This window comes from Nisaea sp., from assembly GCF_034670185.1.
Lineage (GTDB): Bacteria > Pseudomonadota > Alphaproteobacteria > Thalassobaculales > Thalassobaculaceae > Nisaea.
In genome coordinates this window covers 1,920,363-1,946,601 of record NZ_JAXMNY010000001.1, presented here as the reverse complement: position 1 = coordinate 1,946,601, position 26,239 = coordinate 1,920,363, and the positions used below count along the sequence as shown (strand labels likewise).

General features: G+C 60.0%; 23 protein-coding genes. 15 read left to right on the top strand and 8 right to left on the bottom strand.

Annotation, left to right across the window (positions count from 1 at the left end; translation table 11 throughout):
• Positions 1-104: 104 nt before the first annotated feature.
• Positions 105-716 carry a LysE family translocator gene (locus tag VOI22_RS09225; RefSeq protein ID WP_323796213.1) on the top strand — a complete coding sequence of 204 codons (612 nt, stop codon included), beginning with the start codon at positions 105-107 and terminating at the stop codon, positions 714-716.
• Here VOI22_RS09225 and VOI22_RS09220 read toward each other — a convergent pair.
• Entirely contained in the window at positions 636-2,174 is a 1,539-nt protein-coding gene (locus tag VOI22_RS09220; RefSeq protein WP_323796212.1) for a HAMP domain-containing sensor histidine kinase, read from the bottom strand. The genes VOI22_RS09225 and VOI22_RS09220 overlap by 81 nt on opposite strands.
• Positions 2,167-2,673 (bottom strand): YHS domain-containing (seleno)protein, encoded by a 507-nt coding sequence (locus VOI22_RS09215; protein WP_323796211.1) that lies wholly within the window; start codon positions 2,671-2,673, stop codon positions 2,167-2,169. The genes VOI22_RS09220 and VOI22_RS09215 overlap by 8 nt, the downstream gene beginning before the upstream one ends.
• 191 nt (positions 2,674-2,864) lie before the next feature.
• On the opposite strand from VOI22_RS09215, the gene VOI22_RS09210 reads away from it, so the two are divergent.
• Genes VOI22_RS09210 through VOI22_RS09200 form a run of 3 tightly spaced genes read left to right on the top strand, consistent with a single transcriptional unit; the run spans position 2,865 to position 5,928 of the window.
• Positions 2,865-3,803 (top strand): hydroxymethylglutaryl-CoA lyase, encoded by a 939-nt coding sequence (locus VOI22_RS09210; protein ID WP_323796210.1) that lies wholly within the window; start codon positions 2,865-2,867, stop codon positions 3,801-3,803.
• A gap of 4 nt (positions 3,804-3,807) precedes the next feature.
• Positions 3,808-4,959 carry a CoA transferase gene (locus VOI22_RS09205; RefSeq protein WP_323796209.1) on the top strand — a complete coding sequence of 384 codons (1,152 nt, stop codon included), beginning with the start codon at positions 3,808-3,810 and terminating at the stop codon, positions 4,957-4,959.
• A gap of 6 nt (positions 4,960-4,965) precedes the next feature.
• Positions 4,966-5,928 carry a dimethylarginine dimethylaminohydrolase family protein gene (locus tag VOI22_RS09200; protein ID WP_323796208.1) on the top strand — a complete coding sequence of 321 codons (963 nt, stop codon included), beginning with the start codon at positions 4,966-4,968 and terminating at the stop codon, positions 5,926-5,928.
• Positions 5,929-5,954: 26 nt separating this feature from the next.
• On the opposite strand, the gene VOI22_RS09195 is transcribed toward VOI22_RS09200, so the two are convergent.
• On the bottom strand, positions 5,955-6,167 hold the full coding sequence (locus tag VOI22_RS09195) for a DUF1674 domain-containing protein (protein WP_323796207.1): 213 nt from the start codon (positions 6,165-6,167) through the stop codon (positions 5,955-5,957).
• Between the two features lie 117 nt (positions 6,168-6,284).
• Between VOI22_RS09195 and htpX the strand changes: the two genes are divergently transcribed.
• Positions 6,285-7,139, top strand: coding sequence for a zinc metalloprotease HtpX (gene htpX, locus VOI22_RS09190; protein ID WP_323796206.1), 855 nt, complete (start codon positions 6,285-6,287; stop codon positions 7,137-7,139).
• 13 nt (positions 7,140-7,152) lie between these two features.
• On the opposite strand, the gene VOI22_RS09185 is transcribed toward htpX, so the two are convergent.
• Positions 7,153-8,508 (bottom strand): methyl-accepting chemotaxis protein, encoded by a 1,356-nt coding sequence (locus tag VOI22_RS09185; RefSeq protein ID WP_323796205.1) that lies wholly within the window; start codon positions 8,506-8,508, stop codon positions 7,153-7,155.
• 190 nt (positions 8,509-8,698) lie between these two features.
• On the opposite strand from VOI22_RS09185, the gene VOI22_RS09180 reads away from it, so the two are divergent.
• The 5 genes from VOI22_RS09180 (at position 8,699) to VOI22_RS09160 (ending at position 15,493) form a co-directional block, all read left to right on the top strand.
• Positions 8,699-9,997, top strand: coding sequence for an RsmB/NOP family class I SAM-dependent RNA methyltransferase (locus VOI22_RS09180; protein WP_323796204.1), 1,299 nt, complete (start codon positions 8,699-8,701; stop codon positions 9,995-9,997).
• Positions 9,998-10,051: 54 nt separating this feature from the next.
• Positions 10,052-10,717, top strand: coding sequence for a ribulose-phosphate 3-epimerase (gene rpe, locus VOI22_RS09175; protein ID WP_323796203.1), 666 nt, complete (start codon positions 10,052-10,054; stop codon positions 10,715-10,717).
• Between the two features lie 27 nt (positions 10,718-10,744).
• Positions 10,745-12,367, top strand: coding sequence for a heparinase II/III family protein (locus VOI22_RS09170; RefSeq protein WP_323796202.1), 1,623 nt, complete (start codon positions 10,745-10,747; stop codon positions 12,365-12,367).
• A gap of 45 nt (positions 12,368-12,412) precedes the next feature.
• Positions 12,413-13,438: a glycosyltransferase family 4 protein gene (locus VOI22_RS09165; protein WP_323796201.1), complete on the top strand. Its 1,026-nt coding sequence runs from the start codon at positions 12,413-12,415 to the stop codon at positions 13,436-13,438.
• Between the two features lie 99 nt (positions 13,439-13,537).
• Positions 13,538-15,493 (top strand): nucleoside-diphosphate sugar epimerase/dehydratase, encoded by a 1,956-nt coding sequence (locus VOI22_RS09160; RefSeq protein ID WP_323796200.1) that lies wholly within the window; start codon positions 13,538-13,540, stop codon positions 15,491-15,493.
• 9 nt (positions 15,494-15,502) lie between these two features.
• Here VOI22_RS09160 and VOI22_RS09155 read toward each other — a convergent pair whose 3' ends face one another.
• Positions 15,503-16,420, bottom strand: coding sequence for a helix-turn-helix domain-containing protein (locus VOI22_RS09155; protein WP_323796199.1), 918 nt, complete (start codon positions 16,418-16,420; stop codon positions 15,503-15,505).
• Positions 16,421-16,574: 154 nt separating this feature from the next.
• Here VOI22_RS09155 and pobA point away from each other — a divergent pair, with 154 nt between their 5' ends.
• The 4 genes from pobA to VOI22_RS09135 all read left to right on the top strand — a co-directional run bounded on the left by pobA (position 16,575) and on the right by VOI22_RS09135 (position 22,736).
• Positions 16,575-17,750, top strand: coding sequence for a 4-hydroxybenzoate 3-monooxygenase (gene pobA / locus VOI22_RS09150; RefSeq protein WP_323796198.1), 1,176 nt, complete (start codon positions 16,575-16,577; stop codon positions 17,748-17,750).
• 67 nt (positions 17,751-17,817) lie between these two features.
• The gene (locus tag VOI22_RS09145) at positions 17,818-19,473 is read left to right on the top strand and encodes a tetratricopeptide repeat protein (RefSeq protein WP_323796197.1); all 1,656 of its coding nucleotides are present in this window, start codon (positions 17,818-17,820) and stop codon (positions 19,471-19,473) included.
• Positions 19,460-21,022: a hypothetical protein gene (locus VOI22_RS09140; RefSeq protein ID WP_323796196.1), complete on the top strand. Its 1,563-nt coding sequence runs from the start codon at positions 19,460-19,462 to the stop codon at positions 21,020-21,022. Before VOI22_RS09145 ends, VOI22_RS09140 begins: the two co-directional genes overlap by 14 nt.
• A gap of 97 nt (positions 21,023-21,119) precedes the next feature.
• Entirely contained in the window at positions 21,120-22,736 is a 1,617-nt protein-coding gene (locus VOI22_RS09135; protein WP_323796195.1) for a hypothetical protein, read from the top strand.
• Positions 22,737-22,746: 10 nt separating this feature from the next.
• Here VOI22_RS09135 and VOI22_RS09130 read toward each other — a convergent pair whose 3' ends face one another.
• Complete coding sequence (locus tag VOI22_RS09130) at positions 22,747-23,364, bottom strand: TetR/AcrR family transcriptional regulator (RefSeq protein WP_323796194.1); 618 nt, start codon at positions 23,362-23,364, stop codon at positions 22,747-22,749.
• A gap of 206 nt (positions 23,365-23,570) precedes the next feature.
• Here VOI22_RS09130 and VOI22_RS09125 point away from each other — a divergent pair, with 206 nt between their 5' ends.
• A complete protein-coding gene (locus VOI22_RS09125; RefSeq protein WP_323796193.1) occupies positions 23,571-24,158 on the top strand; it encodes a GNAT family N-acetyltransferase in 588 nt (195 codons plus the stop codon).
• A 6-nt stretch (positions 24,159-24,164) separates the two neighbouring features.
• On the opposite strand, the gene bluB is transcribed toward VOI22_RS09125, so the two are convergent.
• A complete protein-coding gene (gene bluB / locus VOI22_RS09120; protein WP_323796192.1) occupies positions 24,165-24,815 on the bottom strand; it encodes a 5,6-dimethylbenzimidazole synthase in 651 nt (216 codons plus the stop codon).
• Entirely contained in the window at positions 24,812-26,239 is a 1,428-nt protein-coding gene (locus tag VOI22_RS09115) for a mannose-1-phosphate guanylyltransferase/mannose-6-phosphate isomerase (RefSeq protein WP_323796191.1), read from the bottom strand. Before VOI22_RS09115 ends, bluB begins: the two co-directional genes overlap by 4 nt.

Here is a 26,239-nt window from a genome sequence, read left to right as displayed (position 1 = left end):
GTACTTCCTTCCCCAACATTTGTTATGGTTTTTGGGAAAGTATCGGCCAGCGACGGCGGACCGTGCAATCGAGCAAATTCTATTCTTCCGATAGGAACCACAACATGACGCTGGAAACTGCGCTCGCCTTCGCGCTCGGCATGGTCATCCTGATGCTGACGCCAGGGCCGTCCATGCTGACGACCATCGCCAAGTCTCTCGCCACCGGGTTCTGGACCGGTTTTCAGTACAATATCGGCGTCTGCATAGGCGATCTGATCTTCCTGATGCTGGCCATATTCGGGCTGCAGATCATTGCCGAATTGCTTGGTGAGATATTCATTGCGGTGAAGTTCGTCGGGGCGGCTTATCTGCTCTGGCTTGGCACCAAACTGTGGCTCGCCAAGCCGGAACCTCTGGACGCCCGACCGCAGGCATCGAAAGGCCTGTTCCGGGAGATCATGGCCGGTGTCCTGATCACTCTCGGCAATCCGAAAGTCATCCTGTTCTACGGGGCTTTGCTGCCCACCTTCGTCGATCTTGAAACGCTGACGGCGCCTGATATCACCATTCTTGCCGTGATCGTTGTCGCTGCAATTCTGGTGGTGAACAATTTCTACGGATTGATGGCCGCCAGGGCTCGGAAGGTCTTCCGGTCAGGCCGGGCCGTGAAGGTGCTGAACAGAAGCGCTGGAAGCGCGATGATTGGCGCTGGGGTTTACATCGCCACCCGTTGAGGGATCGATCTCCGGAGTTTCCGTTACCCGAGACGGCGGCAGGAGAAGCGAAACGGCCGAGCCACCGGTCGACGGGTTGGTGATTTCAAGCGTGCCGCCGTGCATTTCAGCCAGCATCTTGCAGATTGGCAGGCTGAGCCCTGTGCCATGGAAGCGGCGTTCGTCAATCTCGCTGGAGACAGCAAGGGGAATGAGCAGCCGCTCTATTTCCGCCTCGGGAATCGGCTTGCCGGTATCGTGCACGGTGAAGGATGCCGTGCCGCCAGGGGAAACGACGAAGGTAAGCTCTACCTTCCCGTCGTCGGGCGTGTGACGCAGCGCGTTTTCCAGTAGTTTTCCGAGCAGCGTGCCGATAAGTTCCGCATCGACATTCAGGGCATAGCCGGGTGTCGGACGGTTGACGGTCAGGCGCACGCCCTTGTTGCGCGACAGGGAAGAGGCAGTGTTTTCCGCACGCCGCAACAGCATCTCGACTTTCACCGGGGCGAAGACAGGCTCGACTTCACCACCTTCAAGCCGTGTAAGATCCAGAACATTCTCGATCAGGTACAGCAGGTGCCGCGCCGCCTGATTGATGTTGCCGGCATAACTGAGATACCGGTGGATTGTGTCTGGTCCGAACCGCTGGCTGCTGACGATCTCGGAAAACCCGACGATTGAGTTCAGCGGTGTCCGGAGTTCGTCGATCACGCGGCCGACGAAATCGGATTTGGACTGGTGCGCACGTTCGGCTTTCACACGCAAACGGGTCAGATCGCTTTCCGTCTTCGTTTGACGCAGCTGCAGGGCGTTATAGGCGGACACGACCTGGCCGATCTGGTCCTCGCTGTCCCAGTCGATCGGGATGCGCGCACCGCTTTCGCGCTGGATGCGGATAGCCGTCAGCATCTTGTCCAGCGGCTGGCTCACCGTTGTTCGCAAGACCAGGTGGGCGGCGACCGAGGCTGCAGCGAGCAAGGCAATGCCGAGCAGAGCGATGCAAAACAGAGTGTATGTCAGCCGCTCCACGGCGGGCTCTTTGCTCATGCTGATGACGAGCGTGCCGACCCTTTTGAAACTGTTGTCACCCATGTAATTGATGGCAACTGCGCGGGTGAGCGGGGCGTTTGCATCAGGCACGTTGCCATATTTGTTGAGCGCGGCGCCGTTATTGTCGAGTACCGCAATCGTGGCGACATCCCGATCGGCAATGGTCTGTGCGACAAGGAGTCCGATGCGGTCATTCCTGCTTTCCGCCACGGCTTCGCCCATCAGCAGGGACTGCCGGGAGACCAGCGTGTCGAGCTTGGATTCGAGACTGCTGATTGCTTCCCGGTAAGCGATTGTGCCGTATATAGAAATAAGGATCGTGAAAATCACCAGAATGATCGGCACAAAGCGCATCAGATAGCGCGTGCTGATGGATGTCAGGCGAACGGGATGCACGGTCCAGTCGGGATGTGAGTGTGGATTACTCATTGAGAGCCGCGGCCGGGATCGGCTTTATGACGGGCCAGGTACGGTCGGCGATTGCGATGTTCTTGTTGAGCTCGGCTTTCCACAGAGTCTGCGTGGCCCTGTCCAGCTGCAGGTAGAGCTTGCCTTCGACAATCACGAACACTTCCGGGTCTCCGTCGAATTTCTGGCCAACGGCAACGCCATAAGCGCAAAAGCCGCCATAGTGAGGCTCATAGAGCCTCGGCTCCCTGAGAAACTTGTCCCGGTTATTCTCATTGGCGAAGTAGTAGGTGGCACCGCCGTGCTCAGCGCTAATACTGGATTTTCCCCGCTCCGCCCGGTTGTCGGAGAAATAGGACACGGGGTCGTAGCCGCGAAGCGCAAGGCCATTGCTGTCCAGATTGAGGTCTGGAGAGGCACCAAATGCCTGTGCGCAACAGAAAAGGGCTGCGAAAACAAATGCAGCTATAAACGGCGCAACCCCGTTGATTCGACGGGTTTTACTCTGGCTTCGGTACATCGTTGGTACTCGCGAATTATTGTCAGAATCACTATCCGGGAATTTCGTTACCAATTCCTAAACGCCCGTTCCATCTCCGGATTCCGGAACAGGATTGGTTCCGACACGATAGCTGGTTTGCACCGCCGAATTCGCTAGGATGCCGTCAAAATGCTAATTGGTCGTAAATGACCCTCAAAAGGAGCAAAAAAATGGCAAGGCCGACACGGGTGGAAATTACTGAGGTCGGGCCGCGGGACGGCCTTCAGGCAGAGCCGAAATTAGTTCCGACGGAACTGAAGATCAAACTGATCAACGATCTGGTCGATGCAGGCGTCAAGCGCATGGAGTTTTCCTCCTTCGTCTCGCCGCGCGCCGTGCCGCAGCTGGCGGACGTTCTTGAGGTTTTGAACGGCGTCGACCGGTCCAAGGGCGCAGTGCTTGCAGCCCTGGTGCCGAACGTGAAGGGCGCGATCCGCGCCGCCGAAGCCGGTGTCGACGAGATGATCGTCTTTGTCTCCGCCTCCGAGAGCCACAACAAGAAGAACGTCAACCGCACCGTCGATGAGTCACTGGCCGGCTTCGCCCAGGTGGCCAAGATCGCCGAGGAAGCAAAGATCCCGGTTTCGGCCGCGATTGCCACGTCTTTCGGCTGCCCGTTCGAGGGGAACGTTCCAGCCGAGCGGCTCGGCTATATCGCCAAGCATTTTGTCGATTTCGGCTTCCAGGGCGTTGCGCTCGGGGATACCACGGGCATGGCGACGCCGCCGCTGGTGACCCGGAATGTGCGCTACCTGAAAGAGCATGTGCCGAGCCTGCCGATCCATCTGCATTTTCACAACACGCGCGGTATCGGCCTCGTGAATGTGGTGGCCGGCCTCGATGAAGGTGTCACGCATTTCGACAGCTCGTTCGGCGGCGCTGGCGGTTGCCCGTTCGCCCCTAAGGCGACCGGAAACATCTGTACCGAGGATCTTGTTTACCTGATGCATGAAATGGGCATCGAGACGGGTATCGATCTTGGCAAATTGATGAAGATTGCCAGCGTTGTAGAAGAAGCCCTCGGGCATCCGCTGCCGGGGCAGGTGATGAAAGCCGGGCCGCGGCTCGACTTGCATTCCATGGGGGACGTTCAGACGGCTGTGGGCTGATCTCATGCCGCTTTCTGACATTAAGGTTATCGACCTCACGCGGATTCTCGCCGGGCCGTTCTGCACCCAGTTGCTGGCCGATATGGGTGCGGACGTCATCAAGATCGAGTCGCCTGCAGGTGACCCGGTGCGTGAGCAGGGCGTGACCCGCGACGGCATGAGCTGGTATTTCGCCCAGTTCAACCGGAACAAAAAATCGGTAGTCCTCGATCTTTATACGGACGAGGGGAAACAGACCCTCGCCCGGCTGATCGAGGATGCGGACGTGCTGGTTGAAAACTACCGGCCGGGCGTTCTGGACAAGATGGGGTTCGATCAGGCGCGTCTCGATGCGCTGAACCCCGATCTGGTCGTCACCAGCGTCAATGGCTACGGCTCCACTGGACCCTATGTCGACCGGCCGTCCTTCGATTTCATTGCCCAGGCCATGAGTGGCTTCATGAGCGTGAACGGCGCGGATGGCGGCGATCCGATGCGGGCGGCACCGCCGATGAGCGATTTGATTGCCGGGCTTTATGCCGCGTTCGGTACGCTTGCCGCGCTACATGCCCGCAAGCGGATCGGCAAGGGGCAGCGGGTGGAATCTTCCCTTACCGGCGGCCTGATCAGTATGTTGGGCTATCTCTCGGCGGAATATTTCGCCACCGGGGAGGTGCCAAAGCGGACCGGTAACGACCATCCGATCGTTGCACCCTACGGTCTGTTCACCGCGTCCGATGGCATGGTTGCCGTCGCACCTTCGAACGATGCCTTTGTGGTTCGCTTCCTCGAATGTATCGGGCTCGGGCATCTGCTGGAGCAATCGGATTACGCGACGAACGAGCGCCGGGTGCGGAACCGGCCGTCCCTGAACGAGCATATCAACGCGCGGATGGCGGAACAGCCGGTGGATCACTGGATCGAGGCGATCAACAAGGCCGGCTGTCCGTGCGGCCGGGTGATGGATCTGCAGGAAGTGTTCAGCGACCCGCAGGTGCTTGCGCAGGATCTGGTTCTGGATGTGGCACAACCCGACGGTACGACCATTCGCATGACCGGGTTCCCGGTTAAACTCTCGGACACACCGGCACGGTTGCGCCATCCGGTCCCGTCCCTTGGTGGCGATACGGATCAGGTGCTGGCGGCGCTAACACCATCTGTCAAGAAAACAGGATAAAGCGGCATGAGCGATCGGAAGGGGCTGTTCAATACATCGGCCTATGGCGGGCCGGGCTGGTCCGGGCGTGAACGCACCCATCGTGAAGAGATCGGCGATCTCTGGGCGCCGTCGGGTATCGATACCGAATGGGCGCCGCTGAAGAGCGTGATCATGCACCGTCCGGGTGCCGAGCTGGATATCTCCCACAACGATCCCGATGCCGTGCAGATGCTGGCGCCGGTTGATCTGGTTCTTGCCCGTACCCAGCATGATGCGATTGCTGAAGCTTACCGCGCGAACGGCGTCGAGGTTCATTATGTCGACCCGCCCGCGACGCCCTCTCCGAACCAGATGTTCTGTGCCGATCTGTTCGTGATGACGCCGGAAGGTGCCATCCTGGCCCGCCCTGCCTCGACTGTCCGGGCTGGCGAAGAGCGGCTGATCGCGCGCAGGCTGGCTGATATCGGCGTGCCGATCCAGAGCACCCTGCGCGGCAATGCCCTGTTCGAGGGCGCGGATGCGATGTGGCTTGACCCGGAAACGGTCATGGTCGGCATGGGGCAACGGACCAATGCCGAGGCTGTGGCACAGATTGATGACGTGCTGACCGGTATGGGCGCGGAGGTAATCCCCGTCGACATGCCTTTCGGGTGCATGCACTTCATGGGACTGCTCCGGATTATCGATAAGGATCTCGCCGTCTGCTGGTGGCGCCGCACGCCGCACGCCACGGTGCGGGCGCTGGAGGAGCGCGGTTACGAGATCATCTGGTTGCCGGAAGGACCGGACCTTGAACTGAACCGGGCGATGAACATCGTCACCCTGGCGCCGCGCAAGGTCCTGATGTGTGCCGGATATGATTCCGTTCAGAAAGTCTATGAGGATGCCGGGGTCGAATGCGTGACCGTGGATTGCTCGGAGCTGGTGAAAGCCGCTGGCGCCATGGGCTGCCTTACGGGTGTGGTGCACCGGGAATCTGTCAGCTGATCAGCCGCTAAGCAATGGTCGGTTGCTCAGAAGTCGGTGACGCGACCTTTATGTTCCCAATCGCCATAGCGGGTCGGCTCGGGTCCGTCATAGCCGCCGATCTCGTCTTGATCGGGTGTGCCTTTCGTCTCCGGCTTCAATTGCGGCGGTGTGACGAAGGCTTCGGAAGCGACCGGTTTCGGCGCGGGTTTCATACCGCTGACGGTGACTTGCGTGAAGGTGCGTTTGGTATCGCTCATAAAACCATATATGCCCTTGATTGGCGCTGTGCCAAGTCTTGATCCGATTTTCCAGATGCCCACTTAATAATCGTTCCGGCCATGATGCCGGATAATGGAAACCTTCAAGAGGGTTGGATGGGCTACGCTCGTACTGCTTTGCTTCTGGCCGGAATGACGGCGCTGTTTCTCGGCGTCGGCTACATGCTTGGCGGCGAGGCGGGAATGATGATCGCGCTGGTCTTTGCCGCCGGCATGAATCTCTTCACCTACTGGAACGCCGACAAGATGGTGCTCGGCATGTATGGCGCGCGGGAGATCAGCCGCGCCGACCTGCCATGGTTCCACGACATGATCCAGCAGCTGGCGCACCGGGCGGAATTGCCGATGCCGAAGGTCTATCTGATCGAACAGGATCAGCCGAACGCCTTCGCCACCGGGCGGAACCCTGAAAATGCGGCGGTTGCGGCGACGCGCGGCCTGCTTGAGCGGATGAGCCGCGAAGAGGTCGCCGGGGTGATGGCGCACGAACTGGCCCATGTGAAGAACCATGACACACTGATCATGACCATCACCGCGACCATCGCCGGTGCCATATCCATGCTGGCAAATTTCGCGCTGTTCTTCGGCGGTAACCGGAACAATCCGCTCGGGCTGATCGGCACGCTGGCGATGATGTTCCTGGCGCCGGTGGCGGCCATGCTGGTGCAGATGGCGATCAGCCGTTCGCGTGAATACGAAGCTGACCGGCTCGGTGCCGAAATCTGTGGCCGTCCGCTTTGGCTAGCCTCGGCTCTGGGCAAGTTGGAGAAAGGCGCGGCCGCGATTGACAATCACGCCGCCGAGCGCAATCCGGCGACCGCTCATATGTTCATCATCAATCCATTGCATGCCCACGCGGTGGACAGCCTGTTCTCCACCCATCCGAACACGCAGAACCGGATCGCCGCCCTGCAGAGGATGGCGAATACAGAAAGAGGGCCGTGGGGCTGACCGCCTGGTCTGGTTAATCCGTTTCGGTAGCGCTTTCCGTTACGTGACCGGATAATTCGTTCAGAAGACGCATGACGTCTTTGGACGCCTCACCGGCATCCCAGACCAGTCTGATGGCGCCGTCCATGTCGCCCGTCATGAAGGTCTCGGCTGCGGCGATCCCCGCGCGATGGACTTCCTTGTGTGGCTCGATAAGGGCCGCCCATGCTGGATGGCGAGTGAGCTTCGGATCAGTCTGCGCGTCATACCATTTCCCCAACCGGCAACTATGATGATCCGCCAGTTCATCGGGTTTGAGGAATGCCCTGCCGGCAAGCATCTGGGCGAGACGGCGCATCCAGATCATATGGTCCGACTTCGCCGCATGGATCGTCGCGTTCGGGGCTCCGTCCTGCACGAATGCGTCGATGCTGGTCGAGATAATCGGCGCGGTCTGTTCGAGCGACGTGATAGCGCCGTCGATCAGCGACACGTTTTCCGCACTCATCCGGGCGATGACGCCAACACCGCCTGCGATTTCCTCGGTCGCGGATTGTTGTTCGATGAGAATCCCGGAAATCTCCTCCATGCGGTCTGTAACGGAGGTAATGCCGACGGCGAGGCGATCCATTTCCGAGCCTGCTGTTTCGATGGATTGTCGACCGGTATCGACCGTTTCGGCGCCAGATTTCATGACGGTGACAATCGTGTCCATCTCCGACCGAAGTTCTGTGATACGTGAGCGGATATCGTCCGTGGCTTCGGCCGTCTGGTTGGCGAGGGTCTTGACCTCGCCCGCGACGACAGCAAATCCCTTTCCGGCTTCTCCGGCCCGGGCGGCTTCGATCGTGGCGTTCAGGGCAAGCAGGTTGGTCTGTTTGGCGATCGCCTCAATCGTGGAGACAATCTCTCCGATCCGGTTCGAGGCTTCGGCCAGCGCTCCAACCTTGTCCACGGCGGAATGCACGACCTCGAAGACCGCACCCATGGCGGAAACCGCGCTGGCGGCGGCCTGTTTACCGGTATCGGAGACCGCAACGGCTTCCTGTGCTTCCGCTGCCGCGGATTCGGAGGTCGCGGTGATACTGCTCACGGTAGCCGAAAGCTCCTCGACCGCGGAGGCGATGGACTGGGTGCGGGAGTCGACTTCCCTGACGGAGCGGGTCATCTCGGCAACCTGACGCACGCTGTCATTTGCGGTCATCGACATCTCCACCCACCGCTTGAGCTGGCCTTCAGCATCTTGCGAGTGGTTTTGGAAAGAGGCGAAGACTTCAGCCGTTCGATCGCCAAAATAGGGCTCAAGCAGATCCGCGCGACGGGCCAGCAGCGCATCGATAAAGGAGTCCGGCAAAAGTACGATGTCGTCCAGTGCGATGGTCTCGGTCAAAGCCTTTTCCTTCCCGCATTTCGGAGCCTTCCCCCATCATCGCCAGTCTTGGTTAAGAAATACCAAACGTATCCGCGCTTAATCTGGCAGTGATGCTTCGGTGAACGCGCAGGCGGTCTCTTCGAGGCTGCATGGCGGCTCTGCGGTGAAAATGCTGGTCAGAAATCGGGCTCTGGGGTAAGCGACGGGCATGGAAAAAGAGCGAAAACAGGACGTCTCCGCAGCCCGGAGCGTCGCCTTCGATATTCTCCGCGCGGTGCTGACCAAGGGCACTCCGCTGGACGATGCGTTGGCCGTACATGACGGCCTCAACCTGCTGCCGCGCCGGGATCGGGGATTCACCCGCACCATCGTCGGTATGACATTGCGCCGGCTCGGCCAGATCGATGCGTTGATCGAAACCCTGATAGAGAAACCCCTGCCGCGTCAGGCGACGGTTGTGAATGACGTTCTCCGGCTTGCCGTGGCCGAGCTGTTATTCCTTGATGTCGCGCCGCATGCGGCAGTCGACAGCGCGGTGACGATGGTGGAAAGCCGGGGGCACCCGAAATTCAAGGGTCTCGTCAACGCCGTTTTGCGCCGGGTTTCCCGCGAGGGGGCGGAGCGCTTGAAAGAGTTTCCGGTCGAAATGAACTACCAGCCCTGGATGATCGAAAGCTGGCAGACTTCCTTCGGTGTCGAGGTCGCGCATGCGATTGCCGAATATTCCCTGACCCAGCCGCCGCTCGATATTTCCGTCAGAAGTAATCCGGAAGGATGGGCGGAAAAGCTGGAAGCCACATTGCTGCCTACGGGCACGCTCCGCCGAGAGTTCGACGGCGCGATCACCGGCCTGCCGGGGTTTGACGCAGGGGGCTGGTGGGTGCAGGACGCTGCCGCCGCGCTGCCGGCCAAGCTGCTTGGTGATGTCAAAGGCAAACGGGTTTTCGATCTCTGCGCCGCTCCGGGCGGCAAGACGCTGCAGCTCGCGTCTATGGGGGCGAATGTGCTGGCGGTTGATCGCTCATCGAAGCGGCTGAAGCGGCTGGAACGTAACCTGGAGCGCATGGGGCTCCGCGCGGGCGTCGCCGTCGCCGATATCACTGGCTGGACAGCACCGGACACGCCCGACGCCATCCTGCTCGATCCGCCCTGCACGGCCACCGGGACCATCCGCCGCCACCCGGATATCCTGCATGCGAAGGGCATCGGTGACCTCAACAAGCTGACGACCTTGCAGGCGAAGCTGTTGGCCAAGGCCGCCGGAATGCTGCGCCCGGGCGGACGCCTGGTTTACTGCACCTGCTCCCAGCAATCGGAAGAGGGTGAGGCACAGGTCGCCCGCGCACTGGCTGAGTTGCCGCTGGAACGCGATCCGGTGACGGCTGAAGAGCTGGGCGGGCTCGATAAGCTGCTGACCCCGGACGGTGACGTCCGTACCGGCCCGCATCTTTATCCGGAGTTGGGTGGCTTCGACGGATTTTTCATCGCACGGTTTAAGCGGGTATAAGCTGTTTCAGTGCCCATACTTGTCCCCCGTCAGGCAACCTGTTAGGTGAAAGCCATGCAGCAGAACACACGAATAGCACCCTCCATCCTGGCGGCGGATTTCGCCCGGCTCGGAGCGGAAATCGAAGCCATCGACAAGGCCGGCGCCGACTATATTCACGTCGACGTCATGGACGGCCATTTCGTTCCGAACATCTCTTTCGGCCCGGCTGTGACCAAGGCTGTGCGCGGCCGCACGGCGAAGACGTTTGACGTGCATCTGATGATTTCGCCTGTCGATCCCTTTATCGAAGCCTTTGTCGATGCCGGCGCGGATATTATTACCGTGCATCCGGAGGCGGGCGCGCATACCCACCGCACGCTGCAGCTGATCAAATCCTTCGGCAAGAAGGCCGGGATCTCGCTCAACCCCGGCACGCCGGTCGAGGTGGTGGACAATCTGATCGACCTTTGCGACCTGATCCTGATCATGTCGGTGAACCCAGGTTTCGGCGGGCAGAAGTTCATCGACAGCCAGTTGCGCAAGATCGAGGCTGTGCGGAAGAAAATCGACGCCACCGGCCGGACCATCGATCTCGAGGTCGATGGCGGGGTGACGATTGAGACGGCACCGGGCTGCATTGCCGCCGGTGCCGACGTGCTGGTTGCCGGGACCGCAGTCTTCAAGGGCGGTCCGGATGCTTATGCCGCGAATATAGCGGCCATTCGCGGTGACAGCTGAGTTTCTGCTGAGCCTTTGGGGGCGGGCATGCGGACTTTAAAGGAACTCTATTTCGCCTCGCCGGTTTATCGCTGGCGCCTTGCTGCGAAGCCGTTGCTTGGCTTCAAGGACCGGCTCTCGGACGATTTGCCGGGCGATACGTCGATCGCGCGTGCGATCCTCGACGGGCGCATGCCCTATGCGTTCGGCAGTTTCAAGCTTGAGAAAGATCCATGGAACGCAGAGCCGGGAGAGCCCGGCGCGCTGGAGCATTTGCACGGATTTTCCTGGCTGCGCGATCTTCGCGAACTTGGCGGTGAAGCTGCCCGGCTGCGGGCCCGCGATCTGGTGGATGGCTGGCTCGCCCGGTATGACGAATGGGATGCTCTGCTCTGGCGTCCTGACATTCTCGGCGCACGCCTGTCCTCCTGGATCGGCAATTACGACTTCTTCGGCGGCTCCGCCGATGATGAATTCCGCGCCGATTTCTTCCAGTCCATCGGCCGCCAATACAGGCATTTGGTCGGCGATATCGAGGCCTCGGCATCGGGTGCCCGGCGTTTGCTTGCGGCGAAAGGCATGTTCGCCGCGATGGCTGTGATTGGTGAAGGTCAGGGCAAGATATCCCAGGCCCTGCAATGGCTGCATCGCGAGCTCGACCGGCAGGTCGCAGCAGATGGCGGGCATGTCTCCCGCTCACCTGCCATGCAGGTTTCCGTACTCGCTGATCTGGTCGAAATCAGGAAAGCGCTGCGTTTGGCGGAACATGCTGACGAGGCATTGGACGAGCGCATCTCCATGATGACGGCGATGCTGCGCTTGCTGCGGCATGGCGATGGCGGGCTGGCCCTTTTCAATCATGCGACCGAAGGAGATGTCTGGTTCATCGACAGTCTGATCGCGCAGGCCGAAACCAAGCGGAAGTCGCTGGCCTCCGCTCCGGACAGCGGTTTTGAACGCCTTGTTGCCGGGCGTACTTGTCTGATCATGGACACGGGCAAGCCTTCGCCTGCCGATCACACCGCCCATGCGGGAATGCTCTCCTTCGAGCTCAGTGTTGGCAAGCAGCGGATGATCGTGAATTGCGGCGCGAGCCCGATGGATCCGAAATGGGACGGTGCGCTCCGTGCCACGGCGGCGCATTCGACACTGGTTGTGGATGATCGCAACGCAGCCGATATCGAGTCGGACGGCGTTACCGGCGCTCGACCGGCGAACGTGCGGGCTGGACGCTCGGAAAATGACGGGGACTTGTTGATCGAGGCGGAGCATGACGGCTATCTGCCGACCCATGGCTTGAAACATTTCCGCCGTGTCTATCTGTCCCATGCCGGGAACGATCTCAGGGTCGAGGACCGGCTGGTCTATACCGGCGATCCCGGTGATCTGCCGAAGGAAGCCTGCATTCGGCTGCATCTGCATCCGAAAGTCCGCGCCTCCATCATCCAGGGCGGATCTGCGGCATTGATCAGGCTCGGCAGCGGCTCTGGTTGGCGTTTGCGCTGCGACCGGGGGCTGGCATTGAATGAGAGCGTCTATTTTGGGCGGGGCGGTCAGTTCCAGCGTTGCGAGCAACTGGTGATCCGTGAGCCGCTGGATGATATCCGGGCGACCGGGGAGGTCGCTATCCGTTGGGCCCTTCAGCGCGAAGACAGCAAGACGGCGGGCTGACAATCGGCTGGCCCTTATGGCCGCCGGAAAGCTATAAGAGCGCCCATGCAACTGCTTACAGCCTTTATCCTTTTCGCCGTCCTGTTCACTGCCTCGCTATTGGGAACACGCGCGCTGATCACTTTGTTGACGCGCCGCGCCGTGATCGATGTTCCGAACGAGCGCAGCAGCCACGTCGTGCCGAAGCCGCGTGGTGGCGGGATTGCCGTTGTCACGGTGATGCTTGTCGGCTGGATCGGCTGTTTGGCGCTGCAGGGAAGCCTCGATGGTAAATCCCTGCTGCTTGCCGGACTGACAGTCGGCCTCGCCGTGCTGTCCTTCATCGACGACCTGAAAAGCCTGCCGGCCCGTCTCCGGTTGCTGGTGCAGGCGGTGGCCGTTGCTGCCGGGTTGCTGGTGACGGTCCCGGACACGGGGTTCACCGACGGGCTGGTGCCGGTCTGGGTCGAGCTTCCGATCGCGGGTTTCGCCTGGCTCTGGTTCGTCAATCTGTTCAACTTCATGGACGGCATCGACGGCATTACCGGGATCGAGACGATCAGCATTGGTGGCGGTCTGCTCGGATTGTCCGTGCTTGGCGGGATTGGCGCCTTTATTCAGCTTCCGGCGCTGGCAATGGTTGCGGCGATTGCCGGTTTTCTGGTCTGGAACTGGCAACCCTCGAAGATATTTATCGGCGATGTCGCCTCCATCCCACTCGGCTTCTTCGCCGGTTGGATGCTGCTTGAGACCGGCGCCGCTTCGGATGGGTCTTCAGGCTGGGCAGTGGTGTTGCTGCTGCCGGGCTATTATCTGTTCGATGCGACCTTCACGCTGGTCAAACGCGGGCTCCGGCGGGAAAATATCTTCGAGGCGCATCGTCAGCATTTTTATCAGCAGGCAACGCAGCGAGGCTTCAGTCATGCCGGTGCCTGTCTGGCCATTCTGGCGCTTAATATCATCCTGATTACCTTGGCCCTGTTCGTAGCACCGGCCTATCCGGTGTTCTCCGTGCTTGCAGGGCTGGTCGCGGTTATCTTGCTTTGCCTTCTCTTCCGCCGGGGCGGACGGAAGGTGGAGCAAGCGGTCTGAAACGGTGTGCGGCTCGGCAGGGGCAGACGCCCCGGCACAACTGGTTTATGGTCATTGGCGTTTCGGGCCCGTTGGGCGGGGAAGTTGAGAACGGTGACAATGTTCGGCTCTAGGCGCAGTTTCCTGACCTTCCTGCACGATGTCGGAATGGCGGCTCTATCCTTTCTGATTTCGCTGACCTTGCGGCTTGGCCAGGACATTCTGGTCTGGCCGCGTGAGGTGGTCGGGTTCGGGCTGGTCGCCTTTACCGGCGTTGCGGCCGTTGTGTTCTTTTCCATGCGCCTCGACCGGACAGTCTGGCGCTACGCCTCGATGAGCGACCTCAGCCGGATCGTCCGGGCGGTGGTTGTCTGCATCGCGCTGTTTCTTGTCGTGCAGTTCCTCGCTACGCGGCTGGACGATTTCCCGCGTTCTTTCCTGATCATCGAGTTTTTCGTCCTGACGCTGCTGCTCGCTGGGCCGCGCTTCGCCTACCGGCTGGTCAAGGACGGAGCTTTCTCCAGCCTGTTCGAGCGAAACGCTGCGGATCGTGTTCCGGTGTTGCTGATCGGGGCCGGGGACGGCTCGGATGCCTTTATTCGTGAAATGGGCCGCGAGAAGGATGCGCCGTACCGGGTTGTCGGGATTGTTGACGATCTTGGCGGTCGTGTTGGCCGCATGATCCGCGGTGTACCGGTGCTGGGCACTCTGGATGAGCTGGATAAGGTCGTAGCCGACCTGCGCAAGCGGGATACAGCGCCGCAGCGCCTCGTCATCACCCGGCAGTCCATCGAGGGCGCAGTGATCCGGGATCTGCTGGATCGAGCGAACAATCTTGGCCTCGCCGTTGGCCGGATGCCGAAGATGGCGTCGCTGGAAGGCGCCGACGGATCGGTGGACACAGTACGTTCCGTCAGTGTGGAAGATCTGCTCGGTCGGCCGCAGAAGGTTCTGGACCGCAAAGGGGTTTCTGATCTGATCGGCAGCCGCAAAGTGATGATCACCGGCGCCGGCGGGACCATTGGCGGAGAGCTTGCGCGCCAGATCGCTGCACTCGGGCCATCGGAGCTCGCCTTGCTTGATGCCGGTGAATTCCAGCTTTACCAGATCGACCTCGAAATCTCCGAAAAGTTCCCTGACCTGCCTCGCAAGGCATTGCTCGCCGATGTCCGCGATGCCCAGTCAGTAGATGAACGGATTTCTGCCTTCGCGCCTGACATCGTCTTTCATGCGGCGGCGCTGAAACATGTGCCGCTGGTCGAGGCAAACCCGACCGACGGGGTGATGACCAATGTCATCGGCACGCGCAATGTGGCGGATGCCGTCGCGCGGCACGGCGTGGGCGAGATGGTGCTGATTTCCACGGACAAGGCGGTGAACCCGACCAATGTCATGGGAGCTACCAAGCGGACAGCCGAGGCTTACTGCCAGGCCAAGGATCGTGAAGAAGCGCTTCGGGGCGGGCCGCGCTATGTCACTGTCAGGTTCGGCAATGTGCTGGGCTCGACAGGTTCGGTCATTCCGCTGTTCAAGCGCCAGCTGGCCAGGGGCGGCCCGCTGACCGTTACCCACCCGGACATGACCCGTTATTTCATGACAGTGCGCGAGGCGGTGGAGCTGGTGCTGCAGGCCGCGGCCATGGATGCGGGGACAAGCGCCGAGACACGGGAAAGTGGCGCCATCTGCGTCCTCGATATGGGTGAGCCGGTGAAGATCGCCGATCTGGCGGCACAGATGATCCGTTTGTCCGGCCTTACCCCCGGTATCGATATCGAGATCACCTATACGGGGCCGCGTCCAGGCGAGAAGCTTTTTGAGGAGCTGTTCCACGACGCCGAGGCCCTGATCGCAACAGAGATAGAAGGCATTCATCGCGCTTCTCCGCGCACCGCCGACCTGGCGGTGTTGTCCCGGGTGCTCGATGAGATCGAGGTGAGTGGGCGGCAGCGCAATGGCGCGCAGGTTCTTGGCTTGTTGGCCCGGCTTGTGCCCGAGTTCAGCGGGCAAACGGGTGCGGTTGTGGGGGAGCCGGAAGTACATGCCGCGGAAGCGCATGCAGTCGAGCGCCCGGCCTAGAAAATTTGCTCAGACATTCGCCGTATCGGGTTCCGGCGTGGCCGTCAGATACGATTTGTGCTGCTTTCTGAACTGGGTTGGCGTCAGGCCGGTTCCTGCTGCGAAGAAACGGCTGAAATAGGCCTGGTCCTCAAATCCGAGGCCGTAGGCGACTTCAGCGACGGACCTTGCCGTGTAGAGCAGGTCGCGCTGCGCCTCGAGCAAGGTTCGCTGTTTTAGTATCTCAAGGGGTGTGCGTCCGGAGCACGTTTGTGTTGCCCGGCGGAGGGTCCGTTCGGACGTTGCCAAACGTTCTGCATAATCCTTAATCGTGAGCTGGTTGCGGAAGCATTCTTCCACCAGTGTCCGGAACCGTTCGAACAAATTGTCCGGTACAGCGGCGGCATTCTTGGACTCTCTGGCGCTTTCGGTGAGGCGGATGAACAGGCCGAGGATGCGGAGCAAATCTGCCGCTACCAGAGCGTTTTTGCCCGCTTGTTCCCGCCGGCTTTCGAGTATCACCCGCTCGCAGGCAAGACGTATCTCTTCAACCGTTCGCAAGTCTTCGGCAAGCGGCACAATCGCTGACGTTCGAACAGCGTCCCGCGCCGCTGCATCATCAGCATGTTTGACCAGTTCGGTCAGGTAGGCTTCCGCGATTGTCAGAACATAGCCTTCAGTGTCTGGCCGGAAGACGTAGCCATGAATGGCGTTCGGCGCGACGGCCGTTAAGGCGGGCGCGACGAGGCGTGCCGTCGAGCCTTCAAGCTGCATGTCGGCAGCGCCCGCGGTGAGAAGCAGAAATTGGAAGAGCTCCGGATGTCGGTGTGGCCGGATTGTCCAATCGTTCTCCCGGCTGCGCATTGGAATCGTTTCGATATGCAGGAACCGTGGCTCTACAATTCCATCGCCGTCGAGATAGAGATTGAAGGAGGGAATGGAGTTCATAATAAAATTGCCGGTTCCGGGTGCTCAAAAAACTAGCGCGCTCGCTTCTAATAAAGATCAGTTTGGCCGGAAAGTGCAATTCTTTGTCCTGAACCTCTCTTAGCGGGTTTCTAATTCCCGGATAAAACTCAAGATATTCAGGAGGATCCAGAGAATGAAAACACAGGTCGCTATCATCGGAGCCGGTCCCGCCGGCCTTCTTTTGGCTCAACTTTTGCGCCAAAATGCCATCGATTGCGTGATTCTCGAGGCTCGCTCGGAAGAGTATGTGCTGAGCCGGATCCGGGCAGGCGTCCTTGAGCACCCGACGGTTGAGCTGTTGCACTCCATCGGCGCCGGAGACCGTCTCGGACGCGAGGGCCTGCCTCATGAAGGGGTGGATATTGTGTTCCGCGGTGAGAAGCGCCGGATTGATTTTCCCTCACTCACCGATGGCAAGAAAGTGACGGTCTACGGCCAGCAGGAGGTGGTGAAAGACCTGATTGCGCTGAAGAAGGATTTCGACGGGCAGATCCTTTTCGAGGCCGAGAATGTCCAGCTGCATGATATCGAGAGCGACAGTCCGTCGGTGAGCTTTACCCGGCACGGTGAGGATGTTGTGCTGACTTGCGATTTCATCGCCGGGTGCGACGGCTTTCACGGTGTCTCACGTCAGACCATTCCGCAGGACCGCCTGAAATTGTTTGAGAAAGTCTATCCTTTTGCCTGGCTCGGTCTTCTGGCCGAGGCGGCGCCAGCCCAGGATGAGCTGATCTATTCCTATCACCAGAACGGCTTCGCCCTGTTCAGCATGCGCTCGCCGGAGGTGACGCGGCTCTATCTGCAGTGCCATCCGGAAGAGAACCTTGATGAATGGCCCGATGAGCGTGTTTGGAGCGAGCTTCACACACGGCTGGAATCCGGAGACGGCTTCCGCCTGAACGAAGGCAAGATCCTGCGCAAGGATGTAACCCCTATGCGGAGTTTCGTCTGCGAGACCATGCGCCATGGCCGTCTGTTCCTGGCCGGTGACTCCGCGCATATCGTGCCGCCGACCGGAGCAAAGGGGCTCAATCTTGCCGCCGGTGACGTGAAGGTGCTGAACGATGCGCTCGTGGCCTTCTTCAAGAGCGGTTCAACTGATTTGCTGGATGCGTATGAGGCAACTGCGCTGAAACGTGTCTGGGCTGCAGAGCGGTTCTCCTGGTTCATGACCCGCCTGCTGCACAAGTTCCCTGACGGAGAGCCGTTCGATGAGGCAATCCAGATTGCCGACCTCGACTATTTCACGAGCTCGGAAGCGGGCCGGAAGACCATCGCGGAGAATTATGTCGGCCTTCCGTTCGGTTGAACGAAATCGGCGATAAAGGATGATGTCGCCAGTTGGCGCCAAGCCTTGAACGCGCTATGACCGATGCATGAGCCACGATATTAACGCTTTGATTAAGCAGGTGGAGGCGGGCGACATTGACGCCGCCGAGCCGGGTCTTGTTGCCATTGTTGCGGAAAACCCGCGCCAGCCGGCAGCGCAGTTCTATCTCGGCATTATTCGCCTGAAGCAGGGACGAAACGAGGAGGCCGAAGGAGCTTATGCCGCTGCTGCCCGAGGGCTTCCGGGGGTGGCTGCCGTGCATTCGAATTTGGCTCTTGCGGCCCATCGGGCGGGCAGCAAGGAGGTTGCCCGGCTTGCATCGGTCAAGGCCCAGGTTCTGGCGCCGGAAGGCATCGGCCCCTATACGCTGCAAAGCGAAGCTGCTACTGCCGAGGGCGATACGGCTGGCGCCCTGTTGGCGGCAGGACGCGCCTTTGCCATCGCTCCGGATCAGCAGAGCGGCCTGCTGTTGGGGGCTGCACAGGGCGCGGGCGACGCGGTTCTTGTCGAGCGGGCAACGGATCGCTTGCTCAATGCGGATTCTTCGGATCTCGGGGCCAGTATGCATCGCGCATTTCTGCTGCAGCAGAATGGCCGAAACATCGAGGCTGAGGCGCTCTACCGGATTTTGCTGAAGCGGGAGCCGAACAATCCCGACATCTGGTTCAATCTCGGAGTCACGCTTATCGATGAGGGCAGGTTCGAGGCTGCTGCCGAGCCTTATGCCCGGCGCGCGCGGCTTGTTCACGGTCGTCCGCTAGAGGATGCTCCCGAATACGCTGAAATGCCCTTGATGCCGGTACAACCGGTAGACCGGACCTGTGCCCGCCATCGTCTGAAGCATGATGCCGAGCAATACCGCTATTTGTCCGAACGTGACGTTCTGCCGGACAATTTCAAATCGGAATGGGAAGCCTACCAAGCTCTTCTGGACGGGTTGAGCGAGGAGCAGCGCGGGGCAATTTCCTTCAATCTCGATGATGCCGAATATGGTCGGATTGAGCGATCTTACAATCGTCTCGTCTATATTGCCGCGTCGGGCTGGGGGGATACCGATCCTCTCAACGCCGACCTGGACTGGAACAAGATTGAAGAAAGCTATCTGGATGGCGATCCACGTGCGATTGCCATCGATGCCTTGCTGAGTGAAGACGCTCTCGCCCGGCTGCGCCGGTTCTGTTTCGAATCGACGATCTGGCATCAGCTGAAAGGCGCTGGTTATCTCGGTGCCTACTACCGCTCCGGCTTCAACGATCCATTGTTGTTCGCCATCGGGCGCGGCTTGCGCGAACGATTGCCGCGCATTCTTGGTCCACATAATCTGAAAATGATGTGGGCCTACAAATACGATCAGCACATGGCCGGCATCAATCCACACGCCGATTTTGCCGCCGTGAACGTCAATTTCTGGATTAATCACGCAGAGTCCAATCTGGAGCCCGAAACCGGTGGTCTGCTGGTGTTCCGGAAACCAGCCCCGCAAGATTGGACTTTCGAGCGCTATAATGCTGCACCGGCGGAAGAGATTTACGACTTCCTCGGCGATGAGAGGGATAACCCGGTTCGGGTGCCTAACCGTGAGAATCGGGCCTTGCTGTTCGACTCGCGGCTGTTCCACGAAACAGACCGTTTCAAGTTCAAGGACGGCTATATCCATCGGCGGATCAATATCACTATGTTGTTCGGGCATGGTGGAGGCTGACACGCGTCACGCGGCGCATTTTCGCCAGAAGGCCGCTGAGGCCGCCGTAGCGGGTCAATCGACGGCCAGCCTGATAGCGGCGCGACGGGCATTGCTGCTGGCGCCTTTCGACCCGGCGAGTTGCTACTATCTCAGCCTTTCCTCAAGAACCATTGGCGCTTCATCGGATTCCGGCCGCTTTGCGCATTGGGCGGCAGCGGCACTTCCGGGACGATCCGTCGTTCCATTGCACCGCGAGCTTTTCACGCTGGCCGGGCTCTCGGAGGACAATATCTCCATGCTCCGGCGCGCGGCGCTTATGGCACCGGAAAACGGCGACGGTCACTACAATCTCGGCAACGCGGATGACAGGGCCAACCAGCCGGAGGACGCGCTCGGGAACTTCAGACGAGCGCAGATCGCACGCCCGCTGCACACCGGAACACTAGGTAATATAGCGCGCCTCAAAGCGTTGATTGTGGGTGGCGAGGATGCCGAAGAGGCGGTTCGTAGAGCTCTGAGTGCGACGCCTGCCGATTTTTTATCTCTGCGCAATTGCGGCCTCTGGCATCGGCGAAAAAACGACCCTCATGGGGCAGTCGGTTGGTTCCGGCGCGCGGTCGTCGTTAATCCGCAGAGCAGAGAAGCGCAAGGCGAACTGGGGCGCGCTCTGATGATTGTAGGCGCTCTTCAGGAAGGTTGGCGCCGTCTCGAGTATTTCAGGCTACCCGCATGGCTACCGCCGACTGAAGGTCTCCCTAAATGGGACGGCCGCCCGCTCGCCAATGGGTCTTTGCTCCTCTGGAGCATGGATCAGATTGGTGACGAGTTGCAGTTCTCGGTTTTCCTGCAGCGGGTGGTGGAGGCCGCGGGTCGGGTTACGCTCCTGATTGACCCTAGGAACCGCGCGCTTTTTCGAGAACTGTATCCTGAAGTCAGGGTGATCGATTCAATCGATGAAGTCCTGACTGGTGGCGCGGAGTGGCGGGCAACAGCCTGCTACCCGTTCGATTTCGTTGGGCGTTTTTTTGCGAGCGGGCCGGCGGACTTGAGCGAATGTGGCAGGGAACGGGTTCTTCAGAGGCCGCGCCGGAACAGTCATCAGCTGCGCATTGGCATTTCCTGGTGGTCTGGTGCTCCAATTATCGGTGGCCTCAAATCCACGGCTCTTGAGGATTGGGCGAGACTTCTGAAGACTCCGGGATGCCGCTTCGTTTCGCTGCAATATGGTGAAGGCGCGCGGGATCGGAAGATGTTCCAGGAGATCGAATCCATACCGGGCTTCGATCCCCATAGTCAGACGCTCGATTTTGCGGAACGAGTTGCTGAACTCGATCTGGTGATTACGGTCGGCAATACGACGGCCCATATTGCCGCCCGGACCACGACACCAGTCTGGGTTCTGCTCGCTTCTGGACTTGGCCCGAGCTGGATCTGGCTGCGGAAGGGTAGCCGGACACCGGCATATCCCAATGCCCACCTGTTCAGGCAACCGGTGCCTGGCGACTGGAAAACCGTTTTCCGACAGGTTCAGTCTGAACTGTCCGCTTGGGTGCAATCCCGCGAATGAAAAGTAGGTGGCCTTGAGCAGGCTCACAAAGGCTTAGGTGCGATGTTCGGCGTCGGGCAGAGTGACAGGATTAACTGAGGCAGACATGGCGATGCAAATGAGAAAGACTTGGCTGCACGAGGTCATCATCGGGCTGTTGGAGCAGATGCGCTGGTCCTATCTGCCGCCCCTGATGGTCTACCTCGCCTATGGCATCTCCGGCCTGACGTCGATCGTTGGCACCTTCTTCGTGAAGGAATATCTCGACCTTTCTGCGGCATTCCTTGCTGCCCTCGGGTTCTGGGCTGGTATTCCCTGGGCATTGAAAATGCCGGTGGGTCACCTGGTCGACATCATCTGGAAGTGGAAGTCGGTTCTCGTCTATCTCGGCGCAGTTCTGGTCTCGGTCAGTTTGCTGATCATGTACGGGCTTATCGCGCATACCACAGCCATGGCAGCCGTCATGCCGACGACAGCCTGGTTTGTGCTGAGCGCGCTGCTGTCACCGACCGGATACATCCTGCAGGACGCGGTTGCCGACGCCATGACTGTGGAAGCGGTTCCGGCCCTGGACGAGCATGGGGAACCGTTCGCGGAAGATGACGTCAAGGCCATGCACACCACCATGCAGATGCTCGGTCGGTTTGCGCTGATCGGGGGGATCGCGCTGGTGGCGGTGGTCAACATCACGATGTTCGACGGTGTGGAAGCCATGAGCGAGGCGGAGAAAGTCGGCATCTATGCCGATATCTATCTGCTCGCGCTTGGCGTGCCGGTGATATCGGTTGTGGGCGTTATTCTCGGCGGTGTCATGCTGCGCCGGCGGGCACGTGATCTGATCGCGACTGGCGTGCCGCCATCCGAAGTTGACGCAATGTTGTTCCGGCCGGACGGAGAGGCTGATCCGAACTGGTGGATCCTCGGCGGAAGCCTGGTCTTTGCCGCCTTCACGATCAGTGTTGGTCTTAGCGGTTTCGGGTATTCGGAGGAGGTCGTCTTCGCCGGATCGATGGCAATCGTCTGTTTCCTGATTACCCGGCTGCTGCCCGAGCTTGAGCCAGCCCAGCGGCTCGCACTTGTCGGGACGGCGATTATCGTCTTCGTATTCCGCGCCATTCCTTCGCCGGGTGCGGGCTCGGCCTGGTTCAACATCGACGAGCTTGGCTTCGATCAGCAGTTCTTCTCGGTTCTCACGCTGATCAGCGCCGGTCTTGCGATGGTCGGGATGGTGGTCCTGCGACCGCTTATGGCAACGCGGTCAATTGCCTATATTGTCGTCCTGCTCTCGTTGTTCGCCGGGATATTGTCCCTGCCCGATATTGGCCTCTACTACGGTATCCACGAATGGACGGCGCCGCTGACCGGCGGGGTGGTCGATGCCCGGTTCATCGCCCTGATCGATACAGCAATTGAATCACCGCTCGGGCAGGTGTCGCTGATCCCCGTGCTCGCCTGGATTGCCAAGACCGCGCCGGTGCATCTGAAGGCAACCTTCTTCGCCATCATGGCGTCCTTCATCAATCTGGGCCTCTCGGCTGGTGCCCTCGGCACGAAATATCTGAACCAGACATTCCTGGTTACGCGCGAGGTGCGGGACAGGGCGACCGGGGAAATCCAGGTTCCAGCGGATTATAGCGAGCTCGGGATGTTGCTGATCACCGTTGCAATTCTGACTTTGGCACTTCCGTTAATCGTTGTTGCGGTGATCCAGCCCACGCGCTTCCGGACGCGCTAGCGATCGGCAATCACCCCGGTACCGGCTGAAACAACAGCTTGATGTAGGATCTGAGGAGCAGGATCTGCTCCACCATCACTTTCGGATCTTTCAGCGCTTTGGACATCACGATCGCACCTTCGACCGTGTTCGAGACCATATCGGCAAGCGCGTCCACGCTGACGTCGTCACGCGGGGGATAGCGGTCACAGATATCCTGGAAGGCCTTGGCGAACCGGCGGCGCCAGTTCAGGACAGCCTGACGGTTCAGTTCTATCACTTTCGCGTCGAACAGCCGCTCGTGATAGCAGTAAGTGGCAACCAGACACCCCGGGTGTCCTTGCGGCATGTCCGCCATCAGATCGGCGAAGAGTTTCAGCCCTATGAGAAAGATATGCAGCGGGTCGTCATGAAGATCTGCTGCCTTCTTGAACAAATTGTCGAGCAGGACGTTCTCCCGCTCCACGTAGCGCTGCAGAAGAGCCTGGGCCAGCTCATTCTTGTCCTTGAAATGGTAGAAAAATCCGCTCTTGGTGATCTCCGCCTCGGCAATGATCTCGTCGATGGAGGTTGCAGAGAAGCCTTTGGCGAGAACTGAGGACTCGGCGATATCCATCAGCCTTTCACGGGTCTTTTCACCTTTCCGCATGACTGTTGCTCCTCTCGAATACTTGACTGAAAGTACGGTTTTTTTGCCGCTCTACGCAAAGGTGCGCAGTGCCCAAGACTAACTACCTGAAATTCAGCCTAAAAATTAAGAGAGAAACCGCACAACGCGTTCACTATGCCGATCCCCGGTATTTCCCGATGCTCCGCGCTTCCGAAACAGAAGCGATAATTTCCGGAGATCGAAAGATGAAAGAGCATCAATATATTTTGCGCCGGGCTGAGGCGAGCGACGCCTTATCCCTCGCGGAACTGATCAATCGTGCCGGAGAGGGACTGCCACTGACAGTCTGGGGCTGGATGGCGGAAGAGGGCGAGAGCGTTTGGGATGTGGGACGTCGCAGGGCACAGCGCGAAGAAGGCGGCTTCTCGTATCGCAATGCTACGGTCGCGGTCGTCGGGACCGGGATCGTGGCTGCTCTGATCGGGTATCCGCTCGGGGCGCAACCCACGCCAATCGACGCGGACACGCCTCCAGTCTTCGTTCCCATGCTCGAGCTGGAGAACGAGGCATTGTGCACCTGGTACGTGAATGTGCTGGCGACATACGACCCGTTTGAGGGGCGCGGGTATGGTAAGGCGCTTCTGGAGGCGGCTGCCCGTCAGGCGCGTGCTGTGGGCCTCGTGCAACTCAGCATCATTGTCACGGACGGGAATATTCGGGCCGAGCGTCTTTATCGGAAAGTCGGGTTCTGTCCGGTTGCCGAAAGGCCGATCGTGAAGGATGGCTGGAAAGTCGAGGGCGACAATCTGGTCCTGATGATCAAGGATCTCTGAGAGCGATCAGCGGAGCAGTATCGTGCTGCTCTCGCCCGCTTTCTCTTCCCAGCCGACCTGTTCCAGTTTTGGCCGTTCCGACTCTTCCGCCGGATAGCCGACACAGAGATAGGCGGTGAGGGACCAGTCCTCCGGTACGTCCAGCGCCTCGGTTACGCTGACCGGATCGAGGATCGAAAGCCAGCCCGCGCCGATACCCTCTGCGCGGGCGGCGAGCCAGAAGGTGTGGATGGCGTTCACGGTCGAATAATCCAGCACCTCCGGCATGGTTTGCTGACCAAGACCATGACCGCGTGGGGTTCCATGGTCGGTGAAGATGGCGATCTGCTCCGGCGCCTGATCCAGCCCGGCAAGTTTCAGGCGGGCATAGAGCTGCTTTCGCTCGCCGTCATAGCCTTCAAGCGCTTCTCTGTTCGCATCCTCGAAAGCGGTCCGGATGATCTTCCTGCGTTCGGGATCGGAGACGGTGACAAAGCGCCAGGGCTGGCTATAGCCCACAGATGGGGCGAGCGAAGCGATCTCCACCAGCCGCTGTAATGCACCTTCAGGCAAGGGATTTGGAAGGAAGGCCCGAACATCCCGGCGCCAACGCAGCAATTGCTCGAACTGCGCCCGAAAGGCGGCGTCGAATTCCGGAACTCGGCCCTCGCCGGTCATCGTCCGTACTGATCGTCGAAGCGTTCGATATCGTCTTCGCCGAGATAGGAGCCGGACTGAACCTCGACGATGATCAGCGGCTCGTCCGTCGGGTTCTCCAAACGATGGATCCAGCCGAGCGGAATGTCGATGGACTGGTCCGCATCGAGATGAACCACATCCAGTCGGTCCATCGTCGGCCCCCGCGTGACCCGGGCCTTGCCTTTGATCACCGTCCAGTGCTCGGCACGGTGTTTGTGGCTCTGCAGGGAGAGACGGCCGCCCGGTGTGACGGTGATCCGCTTCACCTGGTACCCGTCACCGCTGTCGATGTTCCGGTAGTTACCCCATGGCCTGTGCGTTGTTGCATGGCTGATTGCCTCCGGGCGTCCCGCTTCCTTCAGCACCTCGACCGCCAGCTTGACGTCCTGGTCCGCCTCCATCGACGCAACCAGAATGGCATCGGGGGATTCGACCACTATCAGGTCCTCGCCACCGATCACGGTGACCAGCCGGGTTTCCGCTCGAACCAGTGTATTCCTCGTATTGTGAAGCCAGACATCGCCTTGCACGGCATTACCGTCCGTGTCCTTGTCCTGTACGGCCCAGAGGGCACTCCAGGAACCGACATCGGACCAACCTGCGTCGAGAGGGACAACCGCGCCGAGGTCGGTTTTTTCCATCACCGCATAATCGAGTGAGATAGAAGGCGCCTTGGCAAAGGCGTCTGCGTCGAGCCGGCGGAAGTCCAGATCGGAGAGCCCCTTGTCCAGCGCTGCTTTGGCTGCTTTGAGGATATCCGGCGCTAGGCGTTTCAATTCGATCAGGAAATCGGTGGCGCGGAACAGAAAGGTGCCGCTGTTCCAGTAATAATCTCCGGAAGCGAGATAGGCTTCCGCTGTCCCACGATCCGGTTTCTCGACAAAGCCCTGAATGGCGTAACAGCCGTCCATACCGTCCAGCGTGCCGTCGCGCCGGATATAGCCATAGCCGGTTTCAGGCCGGTCAGGCGTGATGCCGAAGGTGACCATCTGTCCGGCGCGGGCTGCAACAGCGCCGGTTTCGACGGCCGCTCGGAATGCTTCCGGCCGCTCGACCCGGTGATCGGAGGCGAGCAGCAGCACCAGTCCCTCGGGATCGATGCTCTGCACATGCAGGGCGGCGATCGCGGCGGCAGGTGCGGAATTCCGGCCCTCTGGCTCCAACATGATCGCGGAGGGCTTGATACCGGCGCTCTGCAGTTGCTCCGCCACGGCGAAGCGGTGCTCGGCATTGCAGATCACGGAGGTCGCACCGAAGCCCGTGCCTTCCGGAAACCGAAGCGCGGTTTCCTGCAGCATTGTCTTGTCGGACAGCATTGGCAGCAGTTGCTTCGGATAGAGTGCGCGCGAGACAGGCCAGAGCCGCGTGCCGGAGCCGCCAGAAAGAATGACTGGATAAATCAT

Coding starts and splice junctions, on each gene's coding strand:
- VOI22_RS09225 (WP_323796213.1), top strand. CDS start 105: ATGACGCTGGAAACTGCGCTCGCCTTCGCGCTCGGCATGGTCATCCTG.
- VOI22_RS09220 (WP_323796212.1), bottom strand. CDS start 2,174: ATGAGTAATCCACACTCACATCCCGACTGGACCGTGCATCCCGTTCGC.
- VOI22_RS09215 (WP_323796211.1), bottom strand. CDS start 2,673: ATGTACCGAAGCCAGAGTAAAACCCGTCGAATCAACGGGGTTGCGCCG.
- VOI22_RS09210 (WP_323796210.1), top strand. CDS start 2,865: ATGGCAAGGCCGACACGGGTGGAAATTACTGAGGTCGGGCCGCGGGAC.
- VOI22_RS09205 (WP_323796209.1), top strand. CDS start 3,808: ATGCCGCTTTCTGACATTAAGGTTATCGACCTCACGCGGATTCTCGCC.
- VOI22_RS09200 (WP_323796208.1), top strand. CDS start 4,966: ATGAGCGATCGGAAGGGGCTGTTCAATACATCGGCCTATGGCGGGCCG.
- VOI22_RS09195 (WP_323796207.1), bottom strand. CDS start 6,167: ATGAGCGATACCAAACGCACCTTCACGCAAGTCACCGTCAGCGGTATG.
- htpX (WP_323796206.1), top strand. CDS start 6,285: ATGGGCTACGCTCGTACTGCTTTGCTTCTGGCCGGAATGACGGCGCTG.
- VOI22_RS09180 (WP_323796204.1), top strand. CDS start 8,699: ATGGAAAAAGAGCGAAAACAGGACGTCTCCGCAGCCCGGAGCGTCGCC.
- rpe (WP_323796203.1), top strand. CDS start 10,052: ATGCAGCAGAACACACGAATAGCACCCTCCATCCTGGCGGCGGATTTC.
- VOI22_RS09170 (WP_323796202.1), top strand. CDS start 10,745: ATGCGGACTTTAAAGGAACTCTATTTCGCCTCGCCGGTTTATCGCTGG.
- VOI22_RS09165 (WP_323796201.1), top strand. CDS start 12,413: ATGCAACTGCTTACAGCCTTTATCCTTTTCGCCGTCCTGTTCACTGCC.
- VOI22_RS09160 (WP_323796200.1), top strand. CDS start 13,538: ATGTTCGGCTCTAGGCGCAGTTTCCTGACCTTCCTGCACGATGTCGGA.
- VOI22_RS09155 (WP_323796199.1), bottom strand. CDS start 16,420: ATGAACTCCATTCCCTCCTTCAATCTCTATCTCGACGGCGATGGAATT.
- pobA (WP_323796198.1), top strand. CDS start 16,575: ATGAAAACACAGGTCGCTATCATCGGAGCCGGTCCCGCCGGCCTTCTT.
- VOI22_RS09145 (WP_323796197.1), top strand. CDS start 17,818: ATGAGCCACGATATTAACGCTTTGATTAAGCAGGTGGAGGCGGGCGAC.
- VOI22_RS09140 (WP_323796196.1), top strand. CDS start 19,460: ATGGTGGAGGCTGACACGCGTCACGCGGCGCATTTTCGCCAGAAGGCC.
- VOI22_RS09135 (WP_323796195.1), top strand. CDS start 21,120: ATGAGAAAGACTTGGCTGCACGAGGTCATCATCGGGCTGTTGGAGCAG.
- VOI22_RS09130 (WP_323796194.1), bottom strand. CDS start 23,364: ATGCGGAAAGGTGAAAAGACCCGTGAAAGGCTGATGGATATCGCCGAG.
- VOI22_RS09125 (WP_323796193.1), top strand. CDS start 23,571: ATGAAAGAGCATCAATATATTTTGCGCCGGGCTGAGGCGAGCGACGCC.
- bluB (WP_323796192.1), bottom strand. CDS start 24,815: ATGACCGGCGAGGGCCGAGTTCCGGAATTCGACGCCGCCTTTCGGGCG.
- VOI22_RS09115 (WP_323796191.1), bottom strand. CDS start 26,239: ATGATTTATCCAGTCATTCTTTCTGGCGGCTCCGGCACGCGGCTCTGG.